17 protein-coding genes and 1 tRNA gene are annotated in these 22507 nt (G+C 62.9%); 11 read left to right on the top strand and 7 right to left on the bottom strand.

Features of this window, described 5'->3' with window-relative positions:
• Positions 1 to 3: 3 nt before the first annotated feature.
• From PQ457_RS08675 to alaS, 7 genes are all read left to right on the top strand, one after another.
• Entirely contained in the window at positions 4 to 1179 is a 1176-nt protein-coding gene (locus tag PQ457_RS08675) for a carboxynorspermidine decarboxylase (protein ID WP_273616487.1), read from the top strand.
• 309 nt (positions 1180 to 1488) lie between these two features.
• Positions 1489 to 2697: a type III PLP-dependent enzyme domain-containing protein gene (locus PQ457_RS08670; protein ID WP_273616486.1), complete on the top strand. Its 1209-nt coding sequence runs from the start codon at positions 1489 to 1491 to the stop codon at positions 2695 to 2697.
• A gap of 156 nt (positions 2698 to 2853) precedes the next feature.
• Positions 2854 to 3336, top strand: coding sequence for an SsrA-binding protein SmpB (smpB, locus tag PQ457_RS08665; protein ID WP_273616485.1), 483 nt, complete (start codon positions 2854 to 2856; stop codon positions 3334 to 3336).
• 101 nt (positions 3337 to 3437) lie between these two features.
• Positions 3438 to 3902, top strand: coding sequence for a DUF2062 domain-containing protein (locus tag PQ457_RS08660; RefSeq protein WP_273616484.1), 465 nt, complete (start codon positions 3438 to 3440; stop codon positions 3900 to 3902).
• Positions 3903 to 3907: 5 nt separating this feature from the next.
• Positions 3908 to 6364: a hybrid sensor histidine kinase/response regulator gene (locus PQ457_RS08655; RefSeq protein WP_273616483.1), complete on the top strand. Its 2457-nt coding sequence runs from the start codon at positions 3908 to 3910 to the stop codon at positions 6362 to 6364.
• A gap of 107 nt (positions 6365 to 6471) precedes the next feature.
• Positions 6472 to 7545, top strand: a complete 1074-nt coding sequence (gene recA / locus PQ457_RS08650) for a recombinase RecA (RefSeq protein WP_273616482.1) — start codon at positions 6472 to 6474, stop codon at positions 7543 to 7545.
• Positions 7546 to 7736: 191 nt separating this feature from the next.
• Positions 7737 to 10385, top strand: a complete 2649-nt coding sequence (gene alaS, locus PQ457_RS08645; protein ID WP_273616481.1) for an alanine--tRNA ligase — start codon at positions 7737 to 7739, stop codon at positions 10383 to 10385.
• A 118-nt stretch (positions 10386 to 10503) separates the two neighbouring features.
• On the opposite strand, the gene PQ457_RS08640 is transcribed toward alaS, so the two are convergent.
• Complete coding sequence (locus PQ457_RS08640; protein WP_273616480.1) at positions 10504 to 12282, bottom strand: cation:proton antiporter domain-containing protein; 1779 nt, start codon at positions 12280 to 12282, stop codon at positions 10504 to 10506.
• A gap of 262 nt (positions 12283 to 12544) precedes the next feature.
• On the opposite strand from PQ457_RS08640, the gene PQ457_RS08635 reads away from it, so the two are divergent.
• Complete coding sequence (locus tag PQ457_RS08635) at positions 12545 to 13207, top strand: tetratricopeptide repeat protein (RefSeq protein ID WP_273616479.1); 663 nt, start codon at positions 12545 to 12547, stop codon at positions 13205 to 13207.
• A 153-nt stretch (positions 13208 to 13360) separates the two neighbouring features.
• Here PQ457_RS08635 and PQ457_RS08630 read toward each other — a convergent pair whose 3' ends face one another.
• Positions 13361 to 14584, bottom strand: a complete 1224-nt coding sequence (locus PQ457_RS08630; protein ID WP_273616478.1) for an NADP-dependent isocitrate dehydrogenase — start codon at positions 14582 to 14584, stop codon at positions 13361 to 13363.
• A gap of 238 nt (positions 14585 to 14822) precedes the next feature.
• On the opposite strand from PQ457_RS08630, the gene PQ457_RS08625 reads away from it, so the two are divergent.
• Positions 14823 to 15737: a glycosyltransferase family 2 protein gene (locus PQ457_RS08625; protein WP_273616477.1), complete on the top strand. Its 915-nt coding sequence runs from the start codon at positions 14823 to 14825 to the stop codon at positions 15735 to 15737.
• Between the two features lie 4 nt (positions 15738 to 15741).
• On the opposite strand, the gene PQ457_RS08620 is transcribed toward PQ457_RS08625, so the two are convergent.
• The 3 genes from PQ457_RS08620 to cpdR all read right to left on the bottom strand — a co-directional run bounded on the left by PQ457_RS08620 (position 15742) and on the right by cpdR (position 17953).
• Positions 15742 to 17187, bottom strand: coding sequence for an oligosaccharide flippase family protein (locus tag PQ457_RS08620; protein WP_273616476.1), 1446 nt, complete (start codon positions 17185 to 17187; stop codon positions 15742 to 15744).
• 188 nt (positions 17188 to 17375) lie between these two features.
• Positions 17376 to 17450 (bottom strand) — tRNA-Val (locus tag PQ457_RS08615).
• 128 nt (positions 17451 to 17578) lie between these two features.
• Positions 17579 to 17953, bottom strand: a complete 375-nt coding sequence (gene cpdR, locus PQ457_RS08610) for a cell cycle two-component system response regulator CpdR (protein ID WP_168604570.1) — start codon at positions 17951 to 17953, stop codon at positions 17579 to 17581.
• A 146-nt stretch (positions 17954 to 18099) separates the two neighbouring features.
• On the opposite strand from cpdR, the gene PQ457_RS08605 reads away from it, so the two are divergent.
• Complete coding sequence (locus tag PQ457_RS08605) at positions 18100 to 19053, top strand: N-formylglutamate amidohydrolase (RefSeq protein ID WP_273616475.1); 954 nt, start codon at positions 18100 to 18102, stop codon at positions 19051 to 19053.
• Positions 19054 to 19376: 323 nt separating this feature from the next.
• On the opposite strand, the gene PQ457_RS08600 is transcribed toward PQ457_RS08605, so the two are convergent.
• Together PQ457_RS08600 and PQ457_RS08595 are read right to left on the bottom strand one after the other, a co-directional pair.
• Positions 19377 to 20162: a SapC family protein gene (locus PQ457_RS08600; protein ID WP_273616474.1), complete on the bottom strand. Its 786-nt coding sequence runs from the start codon at positions 20160 to 20162 to the stop codon at positions 19377 to 19379.
• Positions 20163 to 20266: 104 nt separating this feature from the next.
• On the bottom strand, positions 20267 to 21697 hold the full coding sequence (locus PQ457_RS08595; RefSeq protein WP_273616473.1) for an FAD-binding oxidoreductase: 1431 nt from the start codon (positions 21695 to 21697) through the stop codon (positions 20267 to 20269).
• A 152-nt stretch (positions 21698 to 21849) separates the two neighbouring features.
• Between PQ457_RS08595 and PQ457_RS08590 the strand changes: the two genes are divergently transcribed.
• Positions 21850 to 22458: a hypothetical protein gene (locus PQ457_RS08590; RefSeq protein WP_273616472.1), complete on the top strand. Its 609-nt coding sequence runs from the start codon at positions 21850 to 21852 to the stop codon at positions 22456 to 22458.
• Positions 22459 to 22507: the final 49 nt, after the last annotated feature.

Raw genomic sequence — 22507 nt, 5'->3', positions numbered from 1 at the left:
GGCATGGAAACTCGTGCAGGCGATCCGGGCGCCTTTGCGCATTTCGACCTCAATCGCGTGAATTCGCCCGCCTTTGTGGTGGACGAGGCGCGTCTGCGGGCCAATCTGTCCGTGCTGGCCGATGTGCGTGACCGGGCGGGCATTAAGGTTCTCGCCGCGATGAAGGCGTTTTCGATGTGGCGCGTGGCTTCGGTCGTGGGTGAATATCTCGATGGCGTCTGCACCAGTGGCTTGTGGGAAGCGCGTCTGGCGCAGCAGTCCTATAAGGGCGAGATCGCGACCTATTGTGCGGGCTACAAGGCCGAGGACTTGCCCGAGATTTGCGCGATCTCCGACCATGTGATCTTCAATTCGCCGGGGCAGCTTGCCCGCTTCCGCCCGATCTTGGCGCAGCAGGGCGGCGGTTTCGACATCGGCCTGCGCATCAACCCGCTGCATCGCGAGGGTGAGGTCGAGAAATACGACCCGTGCGCGCTGGGCTCGCGTCTGGGCTTTCCGGTCGATCAGGTGAGGGCCGAACATCTCGAAGGCGTCACGGGCCTGCATTTCCACACGCTCTGCGAGCAGGATTTCGAGCCGCTCCAGCGTACATGGCATGCGCTTTATCCCACCATCGCGCCATGGCTGGCGGTGAACGGCGGGCCGATCCGCTGGCTGAACTTTGGCGGCGGGCATCATATCACCCGCGCCGATTATCAGCGCGACGATCTGGTTGCTTTCCTCAAGGCGGTGAAGGCGCAGACCGGCTGCGAACTCTATCTGGAGCCGGGCGAGGCGGTGGCGCTGGACGCGGGCATTCTGATCGGCACGGTGCTGGACACCCATACCAATGGCATCCCGGTGGCCATCGTCGATATTTCGGCCACCTGTCATATGCCCGATGTGATCGAGGCGCCCTATCGACCCGCCATGCTGGGCGAGCGCGAGGATGGTGAAGCGGTGCGTCTGGGCGGGCCTTCGTGTCTGGCGGGCGATGTCATCGGCGATTATCGCCTGCCGGTGCCTTGCGAGCCGGGGGAGCGTTTCGCCTTCCTTGATCAGGCGCATTACTCGATGGTCAAGACCACGACCTTCAACGGCGTACCTTTGCCCTCGATATGGCTATGGAACAGTGCGAATGATTCGCTGGAATGTGTGAAACATTTCAGTTGGGAGACATTTCGCGACCGTTTGAGCTGATCGCGTCATTCTCTGATTGAATGTCTATATTTCAATGCTTTGCATGATTGGCGCGCTGTCCGTTCCGGGCGGCCCGCCGCTCTGCTTTTGTCATGAAAATGTCATCTGATTCTGGGATAATTTTAGGATAGGCCAGTTTTCCGCCATTCGCGCTCAAAGCTGCGATGAAGCGTGATTTTTCCGCTTGCACCCCCCGACAAACGGCCTATATGCACCCCCCTCGCTGCCCCATGGGGACTTCCAAACCGCAAGGCAGCTTTTCACCATTGTGTTTATCTTGGCCGAATGGCCTATTGGGGGTCCCTTGCGTTGTCCATTCATCTTGATGCATCGGCTGTAGTTCGCGCCCTCGCGCCCAACGAACCCGTTATCCTCAATCGCCCGCAAGCCGCTGCGCGCGCTGCCCGCTTCTTTGTCGAGAAGTTTCCGGGCAAGTCGCTCTATGCGGTCAAGGCCAATCCTTCGCCCGACCTGTTGGCCGTGCTGTGGGAAAATGGCGTCACGCATTACGACACCGCCAGCATCGCCGAAGTGCGTCTGGTGCGCGAAACGCTGGGCTCGGAGCCGACCCTGTGCTTTATGCACCCGGTCAAGCCCGTGGCCGCGATCCACGAGGCCTATCACATCCATGGCGTCCGCACGTTCAGCCTGGACAGCCAGGAAGAGCTGGAAAAGATCGTCGAGGCGACCCGCGACCGTGACGGCAATGCGGCCACCGACCTTTCGCTCTGCGTGCGTCTGCGCGTGTCGAGCGAATATTCCGAGCTGAGCCTCGCGTCCAAGTTCGGCATCGATCTGGCCGATGCGGCCCCGCTGCTGCAGGCCACGCGTCAGGTTGCCGACTGCCTCGGCATCTGCTTCCACGTCGGTTCGCAGGCGATGACGCCGTTTGCCTATGTTCAGGCGCTGGAGCGCGTGCGCGCCGCGATTGTCGATGCGTCGATCACGGTGGACATCATTGATGTGGGCGGCGGCTTCCCCTCGATCTATCCGGGGATGGAGCCTGCGCCGATGGAGGATTATTTCGCCTCGATCCACCGCGCCGCTGAATCGCTGCCGGTGTCCTATTCGTCCGAACTGTGGTGCGAACCGGGCCGGGCGCTGTCGGCGGAATATAATTCGATGATCGTGCAGGTGGAAAAGCGCCGCGGCAACGAACTGTTCATCAACGAGGGCGCCTATGGCGCGCTCTATGATGCGGCCCATGTCGAATGGCGGTTTCCGGTCAAGTGCCTGAACGCCGAGCGAGACAGCGCCGAGGAAGACTTCGCCTTCTACGGCCCGACCTGCGATGATGCCGACTATATGGAAGGGCCGTTCCGTCTGCCCGCCAATATTCAGCCGGGCGACTATATCGAGATCGGTATGCTGGGCGCCTATGGTGCGGCGATGCGCACGCGCTTCAACGGCTTTGGCACCGGCATGGTGGTCGAGGTCCGCGACGAGCCGATGGCGACGCAATATTGCGGCACCCGCCGTGATCCGCGCCATTCGGACAATGTGGTGCGCCTGCGTTAAGCCGCTGGACATCGGACAAAACGGGGCGGTCGGTCAACGGCCGCCCTTTTTGTTTCAACCATTCGCCGGTTTTTACCCCCATTTCACAGTTTGGCTCGAAAACGGTCTGGCAAGGGTCTTCCGTTGGAGGCCTGTTCTCCCTACATGCGGATTATCATGGCCCGTCCGACTCCGACCCAATTCGACAAGAAAAAGACCGTTGCCGAAAATCGGCGCGCGCGTTTCGACTATTTCATTGAAGACAAGCTGGAAGCAGGCATCGCCCTGACCGGCACCGAGGTGAAGAGCCTGCGTTTTGGCGAAGGTTCGATTGCCGAGGCCTATGCCGAGGTTCGCGATGGTCAGGTCTGGCTGGTCAATGCCAATGTTCCCGAATTCAGCCATGGCAACCGCTTTAACCATGAGCCCAAGCGCCCGCGCAAATTGCTGCTCCACGAGCGCGAGATCGCCAAGCTGACCGGTGCGGTGGAACGCAAGGGCATGACGTTGGTCCCGCTTTCGGTCTATTTCAACGGTCGCGGCCGGGCCAAGGTCGAACTGGCGCTGGCCAAGGGCAAGAATGTGGCCGACAAGCGCAACACGATCAAGGACCGCGACTGGAAGCGGGATCAGGCCCGGATCATGAGGGAATACAAGTGAGCGGGCGGCGGCTCGTTTCTCTGTCCAATTGGGCGCGAAACTTGCTGCCCACCCGAGCGGCTTTGGAAAATAGCCGCATTATCGCCCCCTTTGCTCACCTGGTGTTGCGCGCCGATCTGTGGCGATTCAACCGGCGCAGCGTGCCGCGCGGGGTGGCGGTCGGCCTGCTGGTCGGTATTTTCGCCTTGATCCCCGGTGTGCAGCTGGTGGGGGCGGCGCTGATGTGCGTGCCGTGGCGGGGCAATATTCCGCTGGCGGGCGCGATGACTTTCCTTTCCAATCCGGCCACCACGCCCTTCATCATGGTGGGGGCGATTTCGGTGGGCAACAATTTCGGTTTCCACGCCGATCTGGGCACGCTCGATCACCTGTATCGCAGCGGGGCAGGGTTGACGGAATGGAGCCGCTGGATGCTTTCGGATGGCGCGCCCGCGCTGCTGCTGGGGCTGGGCGTGATCTCGGTGGTCAGCGCGGCGATCGGTTATGTGGTGGCCGCGCTGGTGTGGCGGCGGGTGGTGCTGGTGCGTCATGCGCGGCGGCGGCAACGCTCCGGCACGCAGGGCTGAACGGGATGATGATGTCGGGGGAGCGGGAGCGCGGCGATCAGCCCGCGCGCGGGATGGCGTTGCTGCTGGTCGGCGCGGCACTGGTGGTCAGCACGGGGCTGGTATGGCTGGCCACAGGGCAGATGGGCGCGGTGGCGGGCTTTGTCGGCGGAGCGCTGGTGCTGGGCGCGGCGGGCATGATGTTGGGGCGCGGGCCGGGCGCGGCGCCGGATGCGGAGCCTGTGGAGCCTGACTGGTCGGTCACGGTTGCCGCGATCGAGGGCGATGCGGCGGTGGCGATTGTGGATCGCGCGGGGCGGCTGGTTTGCGCCAATGGCGGTTTCGAGGCGAATTTTGGTGCATGGGCGCCGCCGGCGCTGCCCTTTGGCGATACGGCGGGCGCTCTGGAGGATCTGGCGCGCGCGGCCTGGCGCGATGGGGCGGCGGCCGACCGCGTGGCCGCGCCCGATGGCGCCCTCTGGCAAATAGAGGTGGCGCGCGCGGGCAGAGCTGAATCCTATCTGATCTGGCGTCTGCGTCGGCTGCATGCGCCTGATCCGGTGGGCGAATTGTGCGATCATCTGGCGGGCAAGCTGGGGGTTGTGCTGAGCCATGCCGGATTCTGCGCCGCTCTGGTGCAGGCCGACGGCACGATACGCGCCGCGAACCGCGCCTTCGCCCAAAGGTCGGGCGCGGAAGTGCCGTTGGTGGGCCAGCCCTTCATCGGCCTGCTGGCGCAGGATGAGCAGGACCGGATTTTCTGGGCTCATGATGTCAAACGCTCGGTGCCGTTGACCCTGTTTTATTTGCCTTTGGTCGATCCGGAGGGGGCCGATCCGGCCGATCCGCAGCAAAGCCCCTCGCTGATGCTGCTGGTCGATCAGGGGGTGGGTCTGGGCGGCAGCGGCGAGGTGAGCGCGGCGGTGCCGCATTTGCAGGCGCTGCTGGGCGGATTGCCGCTGGGGCTGGCTATGGCGGATCGCGATGGGCGGCTGCTCTTTGCCAATGCCGCCTTCATGCGCGCGGCGGGGCGCGAGGGGGGGGATGTTCCTACCTATCCCACCGATCTGGTGGTGCGCGAGGATAAGGCGGCGCTGGCCGATGCGGTGCGCCGGTTTGGCTATGGCGCGGCAACCAGCGGGGATGTCGCGGTGCGTCTGGCGGCGCAGCCTGAGGATCCGGTCTCGCTCAGCCTTGCGGGCGTGCGCGGGCTGGGCGAGGCGGCGGTGCTGCTGGGCCTGACCGATACCACCGAGGAAACGCGGCTCAAGCGTCAGGTGGCGCAGGCGACCAAAATGCAGGCCGTTGGCCAGTTGGCGGGCGGGGTGGCCCATGATTTCAACAATGTGCTGACCGCGATCATCGGCACCTGCGATCTCATGCTTTTGCGCCATACGCCGGGCGACAGCGATTATGACGACATTCAGCAGATCCGCGCCAATTCGAACCGCGCGGCCAGCCTGACGCGGCAGTTGCTGGCCTTCAGCCGCCAGCAGACCTTGCGGCCTCAGGTCCTGCAATTACCTGATATCGTTTCAGATATTACCCAGATGCTGCGCCGCCTGATTGGCGAGAAGATCCGTCTGGAGGTCAGCCATGACCGCGATCTGGGCGCTGTGCGGGCCGATCCGACGCAGGTGGAGCAGGTGATCGTCAATCTTGTGGTCAATGCGCGCGACGCGATGCAGGAGGCCTCCCGCAAGGTGGGCGGCGATGGCAGCGGGGCGCTGATGCTGGCCACGCGGCGCGTTTCGGCGGCCGATGTGCGCGCGATGGGCAGCGATATTCTGCCGATTGCCGATTACACGGCGCTGGTGGTGCGCGACACGGGCGGGGGCATTCCGGCCGATATTCTGGGCAAGATCTGGGAACCGTTTTTCACCACCAAGGAGCAGGGGCGCGGCACGGGGCTGGGGCTTTCGACGGTCTATGGCATTGTAAAGCAATCTGGCGGCTTCATTTTTGCCGATAATGTTCCGGCGCAGGACGGGGTGGCGGCAGGCGCTCGTTTCACGGTCTATCTGCCGGTGTATCACGGCGCGGTCGAGGCGGCGGCGCGCCCGTTGGAGGAGGCAACGGCCTGGGCGGGCGGCGGCGATATTCTGCTGGTCGAGGATGAGGATGCGGTGCGCGTGGTGGCTGAAAGGGCCCTCAGCCGTGCGGGCTATCAGGTGACCACGGCCGGCGATGGCGAGGAGGGCGTCGAGGCGGTGATGGCCCGGCGCGATTCGGGGGCCGCGATGTTCGATATGGTGGTTTCCGATGTGGTGATGCCGGTGATGGATGGTCCGGCGATGGCGCGGGCAATCCGCGCTGTTGAGCCCGATTTGCCGGTATTGTTTATGTCAGGTTATGCCGAAGAGCAGTTGCGGCGCGAGATCGATATCGAGAATATGTATTTCATACCTAAGCCTTTTTCCGTAAACCAGATTGCGGGAAAAGTGGCTGGAGTACTGGCCAAACGGGCGGGGAAAAAGGCTTGAGTTGAGCGGTTGGAATAATTTTGTTCCGCTCTTGTTCTAATGGAACAAATCCGATACACAATGCCGTGTTGACCTTTGGCAACAGCGCCTTAGCAAGGAGACGGCACGTGGCAGCTCAACTCAAGCTGATTCAGGAAGGCAAGGACAAGGACAGCATGGACCGTCAAAAGGCGCTGGAAGCCGCATTGGCACAAATTGATCGGGCGTTTGGCAAGGGTTCTGCCATGCGTCTGGGGGCCAAGGAAGCCATGCAGGTGGAAGCGATTTCCACCGGATCGCTGGGCCTTGATATTGCTCTGGGAATTGGCGGCTTGCCGCGCGGGCGCATCGTGGAAATCTATGGGCCGGAAAGCTCGGGCAAGACCACGCTGGCGCTGCATGCGATTGCCGAGGCGCAGAAGGGTGGCGGCACGGCGGCCTTTGTGGACGCCGAACACGCGCTCGACCCGGTCTATGCCAAGAAGCTGGGCGTCGATATTGACAATCTGATCGTTTCTCAGCCCGATACCGGCGAGCAGGCGCTGGAGATCGTCGATACGCTGGTGCGTTCGAACGCGATTGACGTGCTGGTGGTCGACTCGGTGGCCGCGCTGGTGCCGCGGGCCGAAATCGAGGGCGAAATGGGCGACAGTCATGTCGGCCTTCAGGCCCGCCTGATGAGCCAGGCTCTGCGCAAGCTGACCGGTTCGATCAGCCGCTCGCGCTGCATGGTGATCTTCATCAATCAGGTGCGTATGAAGATCGGTGTGATGTACGGCAATCCGGAAACCACGACGGGCGGCAATGCGCTCAAGTTCTACGCTTCGGTGCGTCTGGACATTCGCCGCACAGGCCAGATCAAGGATCGCGACGATATCGTCGGCAATGCGACCCGTGTGAAGGTGGTGAAGAACAAGGTGGCGCCGCCCTTCAAGCAGGTCGAATTCGACATCATGTATGGCGAGGGCATTTCCAAGATCGGCGAAATCCTCGACCTGGGCGTGAAGGCCGGGATCGTCGAGAAGTCGGGCGCGTGGTTCAGCTATGATTCGATCAGAATCGGGCAGGGACGTGAGAATTCGAAGAACTATTTGCGCGAGCATCCCGAAGTGCGCGATCGCATCGAAACCGCCATCCGTGCGCAGACCGAGGGTCTGGCGGGCGAGATGATGGTCGGGCCTGAGGCCGAAGACGACGCGTGATTCCTTCGGTTGAAGGCTGAAAACAGGCGGGGGCGCGGGCGAATTTCTCTCTTGCGCCCCCGATTTTTTGGATACGGGCGGGAACAATCAGTCGAAACTGGGCAAAACCTTGCGCTGTTCGGTAAAAACGATGGCTCTGATAGTGCCTTCCTGCTTGTCCGCCGCCCTTTGGTAGCTTATCGGCAAGCCCCATGATCTCGACGAACGACATCCGCCGCTCCTTTCTCGAATACTTTGGCTCGAATGGCCATGATGTGGTGCCGTCCGCGCCGCTCGTGCCCTATAACGATCCGACGTTGATGTTCACGAATGCGGGCATGGTCCCGTTCAAGAACGTCTTTACGGGATTGGAGACGCGAGCGATCCCGCGTGCCACCAGCAGCCAGAAATGCGTGCGCGCCGGCGGCAAGCATAACGATCTCGACAATGTCGGTTATACGGCGCGTCACCATACATTCTTTGAAATGCTGGGGAATTTCTCTTTCGGCGATTATTTCAAGGAACAGGCCATTACTCATGCCTGGACCTTGCTGACCAAGGAATGGGGGCTGGCCAAGGAGAAGTTGCTGGTCACCGTCTATCACACCGATGATGAGGCCTTTGGCCTGTGGCAGAAGATTGCGGGCCTGTCGGAAGATCGCATCATCCGCATCCCGACCAGCGACAATTTCTGGTCGATGGGTGATACCGGGCCTTGCGGGCCGTGCAGCGAAATTTTCTTCGACCATGGCGACCATATCTGGGGTGGCCCTCCGGGCTCGCCTGAGGAAGATGGCGACCGTTTTATCGAGATCTGGAATCTCGTGTTCATGCAGTTCGAGCAGCAGGCCGATGGCACCCGCCTGAGCCTGCCCAAGCCGAGCATCGACACCGGCATGGGGCTGGAGCGCATTGCCGCCGTCATGCAGGGTGAGCATGACAATTACGACATCGACACGTTCAAGGCGCTGATCGCGGCGAGCGAATCGCTGACCGGTGTGAAGGCCGAGGGCGACAGCCGTGCCAGCCATCGCGTGATTGCGGACCATTTGCGTTCCACCAGCTTTCTGCTGGCCGACGGCGTGCTGCCCAGCAATGAAGGGCGTGGTTATGTGTTGCGCCGTATCATGCGCCGCGCGATGCGTCACGCCCATCTGCTGGGTGCGAAGGACCCGTTGATGCACCGCCTGGTGCCGTCGCTGGTGACGGAAATGGGTGCGGCCTATCCTGAACTGGGCCGGGCGCAGGCATTGATCCAGGAAGTGCTGGAGCGCGAGGAAACCAAGTTCCGCCAGACGCTTGATAAGGGGCTCAAGCTGCTCGACGAGGCCACCGATGGTCTGGGTGAGGGCGGCACTTTGGCTGGCGAAACCGCCTTCAAGCTCTATGACACCTATGGCTTCCCCTATGACCTGACCGAGGACGCGCTGCGTTCGCGCGGGATCAGTGTTGACAAGGACGGCTTCGACGCCGCCATGGCTCAGCAAAAGGCCGCCGCGCGTGCGGCATGGAAGGGCAGCGGCGAGGCTGCCGCAGGCGAAGTGTGGTTCGACATAGCCGAGCGCGTCGGTGCCACCGAGTTCACCGGCTATACCAGCACCACCGGCGAGGCGCAGATCGTGGCCATCGTCAAGGATGGCAAGGAAGTTGACAGCGCCACCGCGGGCGACGCGGTGACGATCATCACCAACCAGACGCCTTTCTACGGCGAATCGGGCGGCCAGATGGGTGATGCCGGGACGATCACCGGTGCCGATGGCCTGAGCATCACGATTGCGGACACGGCCAAGCCGCTCGGGCGGTTGCACGCTCATGGCGGCAAGGTCGATAGCGGCAGCGTCAAGGTTGGGGATGCGGTTGTCCTCTCGATTGATGTCGCGCGTCGTGACGCGATCCGCGCGAACCACTCGGCGACGCATTTGCTGCATGCGGCTCTGCGCAATCGTCTGGGTGGGCATGTCACGCAGAAGGGCTCGCTGGTCGCGCCGGAGCGCCTGCGCTTTGACTTTTCGCAGCCCACAGCGCTGACGGCGGAAGATATTGCGGCGATCGAGGCCGAAGTGAACGCCGAGATTCGTGGCAATGAGGTGGTCAACACCCGCCTGATGAGCCCGGAAGACGCGATCTCTGCGGGCGCTATGGCGCTGTTTGGCGAGAAATACGGTGAGGAAGTCCGTGTTCTGTCGATGGGCAGCAAGGCCGATGGCAAGAATTTCTCGGTTGAGCTTTGCGGCGGCACCCATGTGCGGGCGCTGGGCGATATCGGGGTGCTGCGGATCGTGAGCGAAAGCGCGGTGTCGAGCGGTGTTCGCCGGATCGAGGCACTGACCGGCGAGGGCGCGCGCCAATGGTTCGTGAACCGCGAGGAACAGTTGAAGGCTGCTGCTGCGGCACTGCGCACCACGCCCGACGAGGTCGAGGCGCGCGTCGTGGCGCTGCTCGACGAGCGCAAGAAGTTGGAGCGCGAACTGGCCGAGGCCAGGAAGGCGCTGGCTCTGGGCGGCGGCGGCGCGGCGGCGCAGGCAGCGGACGAGACGATCAATGGCGTGACCTTCAGCGGTCAGGTGATTGATGGTTTGGACGCCAAGGAATTGCGCGGCCTGCTCGATACCGCCAAGCAGCGGATGGGCAGCGGCGTGGCGGTGATCGTGGCGGTCAATGACGGCAAGGGCGCGATTGCGGCGGCCGTGACCGAGGATCTGACGGCCAAGGTCAGCGCGGTCGATCTGGTGCGTGCGGGTGTTGCGGCGCTGGGTGGCAAGGGCGGCGGCGGCCGTCCGGACATGGCGCAGGGCGGCGGGCCGGATGGTTCGAAGGCGGTTGAGGCGATTGCTGCGGTGAAGGCTGTCATCGCTGGCTGAAGTCTTTGATATAGATTGAAAAAGAGGGGCCGTCGCAGCGCAATCTGCGACGGCCCCTTTTTTTAAGCCGTTCAAGCCGATGCCGCCGGTCGCGCGGCTGCTCCGGCGGTTGGTGGAATCATCCGGCCCTTTCGCGCAGCGTGGAACTTTTCAGCTTGGGCTTCTCGCTCAAACCGCCGTCATGCATGATGACTTCGCGGTATTCGTCACGCTTTTCGTGGATCGAGGCGATGACAAATCCCATCGGCACGCCCAGTTCGACCAGCACGGCCTCGGACAATTGCAGGGTTGCCTCCAAAGTTTCGGGGATCGCGTGGGTGGCCCCGGCGCGATACATCGCGGCGGCATGGACCGTATCGCGGGCACGGGCCAAAATCGGCAGATCGGGATATTGCGTGCGCAATTTCTTGACCAGACGCTGCGCGGTGCGGGGCTCGTCCATGGTCAGGATGACGCAATTGGCGCGGTCAAGGCCAAGCCTTTCGAGCATATGGCTCGAAGAGGCCTCGCCGAAAGTGGCGCGATAGCCCTGGCGCACGGCGCCCGCGATCAGATCGGGATCGGAATCGATGCCCATATAGGGCTTGTCATGCGCCTTGAGCATATCGGCCACCAGTTGGCCCACCCGGCCAAAGCCGATGATGACGGCATGGGGCGCGCTTTTCTCGTCCAGTTCCAGCCCTTGCTGGGCCGCGGCATCGACCCGGCGCGCTAGGCGTCGCCCTGCCCATGCCAGAAGGGGCGTCACCGTCAGGCCGAGCGCGGTCACCGTCTGCCAGAATTGCGCCGTCGATGGCGCGATCAGCGACGCGCCGCTGGCGGTCGCCAGCACGATCAGCGTGGTTTCCGAAGGGCTGGACATCAGAATGCCCGCCTCGGTGGCGACACCACGCCGCGCTCCGGTCAGATGCAGGATGCCTGCCATGACCACCGCCTTGACCACGACCACGCCGGTGGTGGCCGCGATGATCATCACCCAGTTGCGGGCAACGGCGGCCAGATCGATGCTCATGCCGACGGTGATCAGAAAAACGCCCAAAGCCAATCCCTTAAAGGGCGCGGTTATGCCTTCGACCTCGGTGTGGTACTCGGTTTCGGCGATCAGCAGGCCTGCGATCAGCGCGCCAACGATGGGCGAAAGGCCCACCCCGGCCGTGGCCAGCGCCGCGACGATGACCACCAGCAGGCTGGCCGAAAGGAAGAGTTCGGGGCTTTTGGTGCGCGCGGCCTGGGCGAACAGATGGGGCAGCAGATAGCGCCCGAACACCATCAGCACCGCTACGACCAGCGCCCCGTAACCCAGCGTCTGCGCCAGTTCCATCCAGCCCGCGCCCTCGGCCCGGGGGGCCAGAGCGCCCAGCAGGAATATGATCGGCACGAGTGCCAGATCCTCGAACAGCAGCATGGCCAGCGCGGCGCGGCCGACCGGCGTGGTTGATCCGGCGATGGGCAGCACCAGCGCGGTAGAGGACATGGACAGCGCAAAGCCCAGTCCGATCGAGCCGGCCGCGCTTTGCCCCATCAGTTTCAGCCCGACCCCCAGCGCGAGCGCCGCCAGCAGCAATTCCGCCGCGCCCAGACCCAGCACCTGTTTGCGCATCGCCCAGAGGCGGTCGAAAGACAGTTCAAGCCCGACCGAGAACAGCAGCAGGATGATGCCGAATTCGGCAAAAGGCGCCAGCGCCTGCGCATCGGTGATCGTGACAAAGGCCAGCCATGGCGCGTCGGCCACATGGCGGCCAAGGCCATAGGGGCCCACCAGCAGGCCGACCAGAATGAAGCCGATCACCGGCGTGATGCGAAAACGGGCGAAAACCGGGATAACGATGCCTGCCGCGCCCAAAATGACCAGCGCATCGCCCAGCGGCGTCGAAGGAGAGAAGGAAACATGAGCCATGCAGGCAGGCTAGGCCATGGGGGCGACCATGTCACGGCTGGATCGGGCGCAGACATGGAATGTGGCGGTTTTGTCATGACTTAGTCATAAAAAGACCATTAGTTGCAAACTATGCAACATCCATTGCATTTTTCGCTTTTCCGGTTGGGGCGAATCGGTTAGCCTGATCCCAACGAAAAGAAGTTTGGGGATTTGTTGGATGCGTAATGCCGGTAAGCGGATTTGGTTGCTGTTGGCGGGATATGCGGTTTCGGCCGCGGGCGTGCTCGCCGTTCCTGCTCAGGCGGCCGATCTTGCCGCGCCGGTGACCATGGCCGCCGCCGTTCAGGTGGAGACGCCTTCGACCTCGATGGCGCTCTCGCCGGTCGCGGCGGCCATGGATCTGATGCGTTCGGGCCGGTCGGCCGATGCGCTGGCCTTGCTGGAACCGGCGATGGGCAAGCTGCAATCGGCGGCCAAGGGCGGGGCGCGGCCCTATTGCCAACATGATGGCGTCGCCAAGCGCGGCGTGCGGGTCCTTGATGCCGATCTGTGCGATGCGCTCTATCTGCGCGCCTTTGCGTTGACCGAACTGGGGCGCCGGGCCGATGCGGTGGATGCGCTTGAGCAGCTGACTCAGCTTTCGCCTGATTATCCGCGCTATTTTGTCGAACTGGCCTATGCCTATCGGGCCAGCGGCGACAAGGTGAGCGCGATGGAAACCTATCGCCATGCCGCCGAACTGGCTTCGGCGCCGGGGCAGCAGAAGTATCGCGCGGCGGCCCTGCGCGGTATCGGCAATCTGCTGGTGGATAAAGGGGATCTCGAAGGTGGGGAGAAAGCCTATCGGGACAGCCTGAGCGACGATCCGCAAAACAAGATCGCGCTGGGCGAATTGCAATATATTGCCCGCAAGCGGGCGGCATCGGAACAGAAGGGCGGCTAAGACCCTGATGACCCTCTTTCAGGGGGGAAGCTGAAGGGCGCCTGTTAACGCAGGCGCCCTTTTTATTGGTCCGGCATCTCCGCGGCATACGCAAAAAAGAAGAGGCCCGGTTTCCCGAGCCTCTCTTTTCGTCGTCGAATGGTCGGGGAGCGATTACGCTTCCTTGGCCATTTCGGCTTCGAGGTTCTGCACGATGGCTTCGAAGAACGCTTCGGTCGTCAGCCAGCCCTGTTCGGGGCCGATCAGCAGCGCGAGGTCCTTGGTCATCTTGCCGCTTTCAACGGTTTCGATGCAGACGCGTTCCAGCGTCTGGGCGAACTTCACCACTTCGGGGGTGTTGTCGAAGCGGCCGCGATAGATCAGGCCGCGCGTCCAGGCGAAGATCGAGGCGATCGGGTTGGTCGAGGTCGCCTTGCCCTGCTGGTGCTGGCGATAGTGACGCGTCACGGTGCCGTGGGCGGCTTCGGCTTCGACGGTCTTGCCATCGGGCGACATCAGAACCGAGGTCATCAGGCCCAGCGAGCCAAAGCCCTGCGCAACGGTGTCCGACTGCACGTCGCCGTCATAGTTCTTGCACGCCCAGACGAACTTGCCCGACCACTTGAGGGCCGAGGCCACCATGTCGTCGATCAGGCGGTGTTCGTAGTGGATGCCGGCTTCCTTGAACTTTTCGGCGAAACCTTCGGTGGCGAAGACTTCGGCGAACAGGTCCTTGAAGCGACCGTCATACTTTTTGATGATGGTGTTCTTGGTCGACAGATACACCGGCCAGCCCAGCGACAGGCCATAGTTGAACGAGGCGCGGGCGAAATCGCGGATCGAATCGTCGAGGTTGTACATCGACATGGCGACGCCCGACGAGGGGAACTTGAACACTTCGCGGTCGATCACCTGACCATCGTCGCCTTCGAACACGAGGCGCAGACGGCCCGGACCGGGGACGAGGAAGTCGGTGGCGCGATACTGGTCGCCAAAGGCGTGACGGCCAACCACGATGGGGTCGGTCCAGCCCGGCACCAGACGGGGCACGTTCGAGATCACGATGGGCTCGCGGAACACAACGCCGCCAAGGATGTTGCGGATCGTGCCGTTGGGGCTCTTCCACATTTCCTTGAGGTTGAATTCTTCAACGCGGGCTTCGTCGGGGGTGATGGTGGCGCACTTCACGCCAACGCCATATTCCTTGATCGCGTTGGCCGAATCGACCGTCACCTGGTCGTTGGTCGCGTCACGGTTTTCCACCGACAGGTCGTAATACTTCAGGTCGATGTCCAGATAGGGCAGGATCAGTCGTTCACGGATCCACTGCCAAATGATCTTGGTCATTTCATCGCCGTCGATCTCGACAACGGGGTTGGCTACCTTGATTTTTGCCATGTGCTTTTGTTCCCTGGGGTGGAGTGGCTTGCATTCCCCCTAGCATAGGATTTCCGCCGCGCAAGGGCGGGTTTTCGCATTGGGCGATGCGATGAAAGATAGTTTTTGATATTGCGAAGTCATAGCAAATAAACGCCTCTCCACAGGTCCCGCGCCCGTGGGCAAGGCTATTTTAACGCGCCAATCCTAGAGTAATCCGGCCGGGGCGCCTGCTTGCCGCCCCGATAAGGAGCTTTGCATGTCCGCCCCTGAGCTATATGCCCTTGATGTCGATGTCATTTTGCGCACCCACAATCGCGCCGACATGTTGCCTGAGGCGGTGGCGTCGTTTTTTGCCGCCGATGCGCGCGGGGTCAATGCCCGGCTGCTGGTGGTCGACAATGCATCGAGCGACAATACGCAATCGGTGCTGGCCGAACTTCAGGCCCGTTATGGCAAGGCGCTGCTGCCGCTCTATGAGGCACGCCCCGGCCCGCAACATGCGCTGAACGCGGCCCTTCGCCATGTGCGTGGCCAGATCGTCGCCTGCTTTGACGATGATGAGCGCGTTGTGCCGGGCTGGCTGCAGGCTATTGCGCGCGAATTTGCCGATCCCGCCACCGATTACATTGCCGGGCCGGTCCTTTTCCCTCAGGGCAGCGCCTTGCCCGAATGGCTCCCTGCCGGTTTCAACGGCGCGTTGGGCTTCATTGACCATGGCGCCCAACGCCGCCAGTTTGCGCCCGGCTTTCATGGCATGCTGACGCAGGGCAATTGCGCGCTGCGGGCGAAAATCTTTGAGGAATTCGGCCCCTATCCCGATTGTTTCAACACCGCAGAGGACCGCTGGCTCAACCAATGGCTGACCGATCAGGGCAAGCGGGGGTTCTATTGCCCCGATTTTGGCGTGACGCATCTGTTGCAGGAGGCGCGTGTGAACCGGGAGTATTTCCGCCAATGGGCGCGGCGCGAAGGGCGCGATCTGGCGACCTGCGACACGCTGCTCTCGCGGCCCAACATGCTGGCCCAGCGCTGGTATTGGCGCAAGATTGCTGGCTGCGCGGCGCGGCGTCTGGTTGGGGCGGGGACGGCGGCCGAGCGGTTCCGCGATGAACTGGAACTGCGCGTGGCGGCCAGCTATGCCGCCACCTGTCTGGGCCGCCGGGCGGCCTGATCAATTACGCCGCCGAGCGAGGGCCTAAACGCCCCATCGCCATCGCATAGGCTCGCGCGGCGATGGTGCGGATCTCGATTGTGGCGGGATGGCGCACCAAAAACAGGCAGGCCAGCCAGCACGGAATCCCCGCCACCGACAGGGCGATGAGCAGACCCCAGCCGATCTCGCCCGCGCCCATGCCCAGCCAGTCCTGCGCGATGATCAGCGGAATGCCCGCGCCATAGGCGGCCACCGCGCTGCGCCAATAAATATTGAGCAGATCGACAAAGCGGAAATGCATCAGTCGCGCCAGAAACACCCCGTAAATGCCGACCCAGAGCAGGCCATAGACGATCCGACTGGCCGCAGCCGCCTCAACCCCGATAAAACAGGCCACGGTCAGACAACCGATGATGATCGCTGTATCGATCCAGTTTACCCAGATCAGCGTGCGGATGCGGCCCAGCAGGATCGGCACATCCATCTGCAACGGCACCGCCACGAACAGCGTTTCCGACAGCGCCGTCCATTTCAGCAGCACCGCCACGCCCGCCCATTTCGGCCCATAGAGCAAATGGACCAAAGGCCCTGCCGCCAGCCCCAGCCCGACCATCGCGGCCCAGTTCACCGCCGTGTTGCAGGCCGTCAGATGCAGATAGGACGGCGCCAGCGGATCGCCCGCATCGCGTTTGCGCGCAAAGGCGGCATAGAACACCGAGGTCAGCCCGCTGGTCACCAGCGTCGAGAGTTGGGCTGAAAGCGCAGTGGCGCGGCTGAACAGGCCGGTGGCGGTCACGCCCAGCAGGCGCGCGACGATCAGATCCTGGGTCCGCATACCGATGGCGCCGCTGGCGCTGATAAAAAAGGAATTGGCGCTGAAGGAAAGCAGCGGACGCGCCGTGGCCCAGTCGCGCGGAAAGCGCGGCACCACCGGGCGAAACCGCATGACGATGCCGGTGCGCAAAATCGCCGCCAGCAGCAGGCCCCATGCCATTGAGGCGGGCCCCGTGCCATGCGCGGCCAGATAGATGCTGAGCAGGCCGCCGGACAAGGCGCTGATGATATTGGCGAAAAACAGCGCGCGGAAATTCATCTCGCGCGTCAGCAGCCCCACCGGGATCAGCGCAAAGGGGCTGATGAAACTGGCCGCCGCAATGATCAGCGTCAGCCGGATCAGCGTGGGATCGTGATAGACATGGCTGATGACCGGCGCCAGCGCGCCCAGCACCGCCGCCACGGCGCAGGCGATCGAAACCGCCACCCCGGCGTAGTCGCGCACATGGGCCGGGTCCATCGCCCTTTGCCCGGAAACAAACCGCGTGATCCCGGCATCCTGAAACATGGCCACCAGCATCGAGGCCGCCAGCGCCACCGAATAGACGCCAAATTCCGCCGGGCTGAGATAAAGCCGCGAAATGATGACGCTGACCGCGAACTGGATGACAAAGGCCAAATATTGCGTGGCCATGGACCATGCGATGGATGCGCGAATCGACATGGGGTTCAGCAGCCGACCGGAATGCAGGGCAGGGGAGAGATCATGAGCCAAGCTCTAGCGATCAGAGGTAAAGATTTACCCCGAAGGCCACGACGCACCGCGCAAAAGGCGCGTAAAACAAAAAACCCGCCAGCCTTGCGGCGTGGCGGGTTTTTGAATGGTGGGCGTAGGAAGGATTGAACTTCCGACCCCTGCGATGTCAACACAGTGCTCTACCACTGAGCTATACGCCCACACTTTCAAGTCCATCCCGGTAGGCGTTGTTGGCGTCCGCCGGGTGTGACGCGGCCTCTAACGGTGCTCTTCGATTAGCGCAAGAGGCTTATGCGAAATATTGCAATTTTTTTGCGTAAGGGCCTGTTTAGACGCTGATTTGGCTGGGCTGGCCAAACACGCGCTGCACTTCGGCCACCAGATCGCGCAGGTGGAAGGGCTTGGACAGCACCTTGGCCTGGGGCGCCTCGCGGCTCGCCTTGAGCGTGACGGCGGCAAAGCCGGTGATGAAGATCACCTTGGTGTCGGGGCTGACCTCGGCGCAGCGCTGGGCCAGTTCGATGCCGTCCATTTCGGGCATCACGATGTCGGAGAGCAAAAGGTCGAAATGCTCGCGTTCGAGATAAGGCAGGGCCGCCGTGCCGCGATCCACCGCCACCACGTCATAGCCTGCGTTTTCCAGCGCGCGGGCCAGATAGGTGCGCATGGCGGCTTCGTCTTCGGCAAGCAGGATTCGGATCATGGCGCTTTCTCTCTTTATCGTTGTGCCGCTTATAGCGCGCGCCGCAAAGGATTTCTCGCGGCATTTCGGGCATGCCCTGATTTGAAACACCCCGGCGCCAAGGTGCTAACTTTGACAGGCGGGAGAGAAATCCGCACTGTAAAGCGATGGATCAAAATCGGCCTGAACTGTACGATTCGCTGGGGGTGACGCGCCGCGATGGCGGTGCGATTCCGGGGCTTGGCGAAGCGGCCTTTTCCATTCTCTCGCCTGCGGTCTCGCGCTTGCCTGTGGTCATTGCCGCGCCCCATGGCGGGCGGCGCTATCCGCCCGAACTGTTGGCGCGGATGCGCTATCCCGATGTTTCGGCGCTGCGGCTTGAGGATCGGCTGGTGGACCATCTGGCTCTGGCGGTGGCGCGCGAAACCGGGGCGGCGCTGATGCTGGCTCATGCGCCGCGTGCGATGCTGGATCTTAACCGCGCCGATGATGATGTCGATTGGGATATGCTCGGTCTTGTTGCGCCGGGGCCGGGGCCTGCCAATGGCCGGGCGCGCAGCGGGCTGGGGCTTGTGCCGCGCCGCCTGCCGGGCATGGGCGAGATCTGGCGTGGGCGCCTGTCATGGAGCGAGGTCGAGGCGCGCATCGAGGGCATTCACCGGCCCTATCACACCGCTCTGGCCAATCTGGTGGCGCAGGAGCGCGAGCGTTGGGGGGCGGTGCTGCTGATCGATCTGCACTCCATGCCGCCATTGCCGCGAATCATCGGTCAGGAGGCCGCCTCGATCGTAGTGGGCGACCGTTTCGGGGCCAGTTGTCATGGCGAACTGGTGGCGCGGACCTTCTCGCATTTCGCGGGGAGAGGCGTGCTGGCCGCGCACAACCGGCCCTATGCCGGAGGGTTTGCGCTGGACCATCATGCCGCGCCGCGCCGGGGCGTGCATGCCATGCAACTCGAAGTGGACCGGGCCGCCTATCTCGATTCGCAATTGGTCGAAACCGGCAAGGGCTTTGGTGCGATGGCGGCGCTCTTGTCTTCGCTGGTGCTTGCGTTGGGCGCGCAGGTGGCCGCGATGGGCGGGCGACGGGCGGGTGAAACATGGGCCGAGGCGGCCGAATAAACCGCGCGACACATAAAAAACCACCTCGCGCGATGCGCGAGGTGGCCAAGGTTCAGGGAGGAAGTGCAACCGAAGTTGCACCAATCCAGTCGGGCCATGAGGGAAGCGCCAACCGGATGACTGTGTATTACCCTGACATTTTGGCCGCCGCAAGCGTTTAGTGATAAAATGCATCACTTGGAAAAGAAAATGCGACGAGTTGAAATTTATCCTTTTTGGTTCATTTGAAAACAAAACCCCGCCGGGCACAGGGCCGGGCGGGGTCTGTCTTCATCACGGCCCGCGATGGGCCCCGATATTACGCATCAAGGCGCGCCATGCGTTCAGGCGACCGGGGCCACCTGCGGCAGGACCACCGGGCCAACGCCAAGCTGAACCTGACGGGCGAAGATTTCGCGCAGCAGATCGAGGCTGAACAGGTGGGCGAACAGCAGCGGCAGCAGGCCCGACTGGTTCCAGCCGCGCAGCACGTCGCCGCGCACTTCGCGCAGCTTGGCCTGATCGACCATCTGGAAACCACGATAGACGAAGGGCTGTTCCGTGCCTTCCTGCTGGATGGCGACTTCGCCTTCCATCAGCAGGTTGTGCTTCTTGAGCTCTTCCACGAAAGCGGCGGTGCGCATGCCGGCTTCTTCGAAGTTTTCGCAGAACTGCAGCATGTTCTTGGTGGCTTCGCTGGGCGCTTCGCCATCGAACAGCGCCGCGCCGTCCACTTCTTCGCCCAGCAGATTGGTGGTGGGGTCAAAGCAGAGCGAGAGTTCCTGCGCGTCAGGCGTCAGGCGGGCCAGCATGAAGGGATAGCGACGGACATAGGCCGGCACATAAACGTCCGAGGTCAGCTTGCCTTCGGCATCGACGAAAACGTTCACGCCTTCGTTCAAGCCCATCAGCGCCAACGGAACCGGCTGATCGCCGCTGGAGAACACGATGGGGAAATGGCGCGCGGCCTGCGGGAATTCCTCGACCGTCAGCGGCACGGCGTGCTGGCCAATCAACCAGGTCGCCTTGTCGGTGCTCTGGCTCTTGTAATTGGCGTGGTCCCGGCTGTTGAGCGGAACGAGGTCGTTGTAGAACAGCGGCAGGTTGGCGTTCTGCGGCGCGCTGGCCATGGGGTCTCTCCGAAAACTGGGGCGATAAAGGCCCCATAAGGTCAATATTCAAGCTACAGGCCATAGGGCGCGGTTTTGCCCAAGGCAAGCCACCCCGCAAGGTTTCATTCCGAGGGCAGCAGCTTTCCCGGATTGAGCAATCCTTTGGGGTCCAGCGCGGATTTGACCGCACGCATCAGACCCAACGAGGATGGATCACCAAGCCTTTGTAATTCTGATACTTTCATCTGGCCAATGCCATGCTCGGCGCTCAGCGAGCCGCCCCATTGCGTGACCAAATCGTGAACAAAACGGCTGATAGCCTTGCCGTCCCCGGCCTCCCAGATGGCCCTTTCGCTGCCCGGCGGAGAGATTACGTGGAAATGCACATTGCCATCGCCCAAGTGCCCGAAAGCAACCGCATGTGTGCCCGGATAGGCGGCCTCGACGCGTGCGATGGCGTCGGTGATGAAGTCGGGCATTTTTTCCACCGGAACGGATATATCGTGCTGCATGGCGGGCCCTTTGCTGCGTTCGGCCATCGGCACCGTCTCGCGCAGGCCCCAAAAGGCCTCGGCTTGCGACTCGCTGTTGGCGATGGCCGCGTCCTGCAAAAGCCCCGCCTCGAACGCCTCGGCCAGCATCGCCTCGACCCGCTCGCCCAGGCTCGGCGCATCGGCTGCATCGGCCACCACTTCGATCAGCGCATACCATGCATGCGCGCCTTCCAGCGGTGATCGCATGTCGGGTGCGTACTCGAACACGGCCTCAAGGCTGGGGTGAGGGATCACCTCAAAGCCTTCCAGCGCCTCGCCCACGGCCTTTTCGGCATGGAGCAGCAGCGCGCGCGCGGCCTGAATGCTTTCGACCCCGGCCCAGATCACCCGCCGGTCGGCCAGCGCAGGCTCGAGCTTCAGCGTGGCGGCCGTGATAATGCCCAGCGTGCCCTCGGACCCGATGAACAATTGCTTGAGGTCGAAACCGCGATTGTCCTTCTTCAGCGGCGTCAGCGCGGAATAGACCGAACCGTCGGCCAGCACCGCCTCCAGCCCCAGCACCTGCGCGCGCATATTGCCATGGCGCAGCACCTGCGTGCCGCCCGCATTGGTCGAGATCAGCCCGCCCACCGTGGCCGAACCCTTGCCGCCCAGCGTGAGGGGGAAGCGCAGGCCCACGGCCTCGGCGGCCTCATGCAGGTTTTGCAGCACCACGCCCGCCCCGCAGGTGACGCGGCGGTTTTCCAGATCGATCGGCCCGATGGCATTCATCCGTCGCAGCGAAACCAGCAACGAGGCCCCGCTGGCATCGGGCGTTGCCCCGCCGCTCATCCCCGAATTGCCGCCCTGCGGCACCAGCGTCACATTATGCTCGCCCGCCAGCGTCACCAGTTGCGCCAGCTCGACGCTGTCGGCGGGCGAGGCCAGCCCCATGGCCGCGCCCGTATAGCGCCCGCGCCAGTCGGTCAGCCAAGGCGCCAGAAGGTCAGGATCACAGGTCAATCCGCGCGGGCCAAGAAGGGCGGCGGCGGCGGCGAGAAAGGTTTCGTTCCGGGTCATGGCCCGCCCTATGCCACAGACCCTGCGCCGCTTCCAGAAGGCGCAGGTTAAGCGGCTGTTCAAACAAATGTGATTATGTCACAAGTCCGACAAACAGACATGAGGGTTACACGTTTGGCCTGCCGCATGGGAGGATCAAACCTTGCAAACATATGGCCAGGCTTCCCTTTCCGATCCTTTTGCGGCGCAAGACGGGCGCCGGTCCGGGGCTGCGCCGCGGCCGTTGGGTGCTTGGGGGAGCTGTGGCGGCATTGGGTCTTGGCGCGCTGATTCATGGCGAGTCTCCGGCCGTGGCCGCCTCGCTGGTCGATACGGGCGAAAAAGTCTGGCATGCTGTGCAAGTGCGCGGCCTCGATCTGGACGATGAATACAAACAGGTCCGCATTCAGCAGCAGTTCTCGATCCGCATTTCGCCGGGGCCGCCGGTGCCGCCGCCGGTCTTTGTGATCGAGAATGATCAGGAGGATCGCTCCACCCGGCTGGAAGAGCGCAATATGGGCAAATGCCTGCCCGCCTCCTCCATTGTCAGCGTTCAGAGCGCGCCGCGCAACCGCCTGCTGTTCTTTCTGCGCGATTCGCGGGTGGTGACGGCAGGGCTGGATAAATCATGCCATGCGCATGATTTTTATTCCGGTTTTTATGTCGAACGCAACGCCGATGGCCAGATCTGCGTCGAGCGCGACAAGATCCACGCGCGATCGGGCGCCAATTGCCTGATCCATGATTTGCACGCTCTGGTCGAAGTTCCCGTGCGCCGTTAAGGCGTTTTGGGGCGATTTTCTTGACTTTCGCCGCGATTTGGCGCTAATG

The sequence above is a fragment of the Novosphingobium humi genome (genome assembly GCF_028607105.1).
Lineage (GTDB): Bacteria > Pseudomonadota > Alphaproteobacteria > Sphingomonadales > Sphingomonadaceae > Novosphingobium > Novosphingobium humi.
This window is presented reverse-complemented; position numbering and strand designations above follow the sequence as displayed.

Coding starts and splice junctions, on each gene's coding strand:
- PQ457_RS08630 (WP_273616478.1), bottom strand. CDS start 14,584: ATGGCAAAAATCAAGGTAGCCAACCCCGTTGTCGAGATCGACGGCGAT.
- alaS (WP_273616481.1), top strand. CDS start 7,737: ATGATCTCGACGAACGACATCCGCCGCTCCTTTCTCGAATACTTTGGC.
- PQ457_RS08600 (WP_273616474.1), bottom strand. CDS start 20,162: ATGGCCAGCGCGCCGCAGAACGCCAACCTGCCGCTGTTCTACAACGAC.
- PQ457_RS08595 (WP_273616473.1), bottom strand. CDS start 21,697: ATGACCCGGAACGAAACCTTTCTCGCCGCCGCCGCCGCCCTTCTTGGC.
- PQ457_RS08625 (WP_273616477.1), top strand. CDS start 14,823: ATGTCCGCCCCTGAGCTATATGCCCTTGATGTCGATGTCATTTTGCGC.
- PQ457_RS08620 (WP_273616476.1), bottom strand. CDS start 17,187: ATGGCCACGCAATATTTGGCCTTTGTCATCCAGTTCGCGGTCAGCGTC.
- PQ457_RS08590 (WP_273616472.1), top strand. CDS start 21,850: ATGGCCAGGCTTCCCTTTCCGATCCTTTTGCGGCGCAAGACGGGCGCC.
- cpdR (WP_168604570.1), bottom strand. CDS start 17,953: ATGATCCGAATCCTGCTTGCCGAAGACGAAGCCGCCATGCGCACCTAT.
- PQ457_RS08675 (WP_273616487.1), top strand. CDS start 4: ATGGAAACTCGTGCAGGCGATCCGGGCGCCTTTGCGCATTTCGACCTC.
- PQ457_RS08640 (WP_273616480.1), bottom strand. CDS start 12,282: ATGGCTCATGTTTCCTTCTCTCCTTCGACGCCGCTGGGCGATGCGCTG.
- PQ457_RS08605 (WP_273616475.1), top strand. CDS start 18,100: ATGGATCAAAATCGGCCTGAACTGTACGATTCGCTGGGGGTGACGCGC.
- smpB (WP_273616485.1), top strand. CDS start 2,854: ATGGCCCGTCCGACTCCGACCCAATTCGACAAGAAAAAGACCGTTGCC.
- PQ457_RS08655 (WP_273616483.1), top strand. CDS start 3,908: ATGATGATGTCGGGGGAGCGGGAGCGCGGCGATCAGCCCGCGCGCGGG.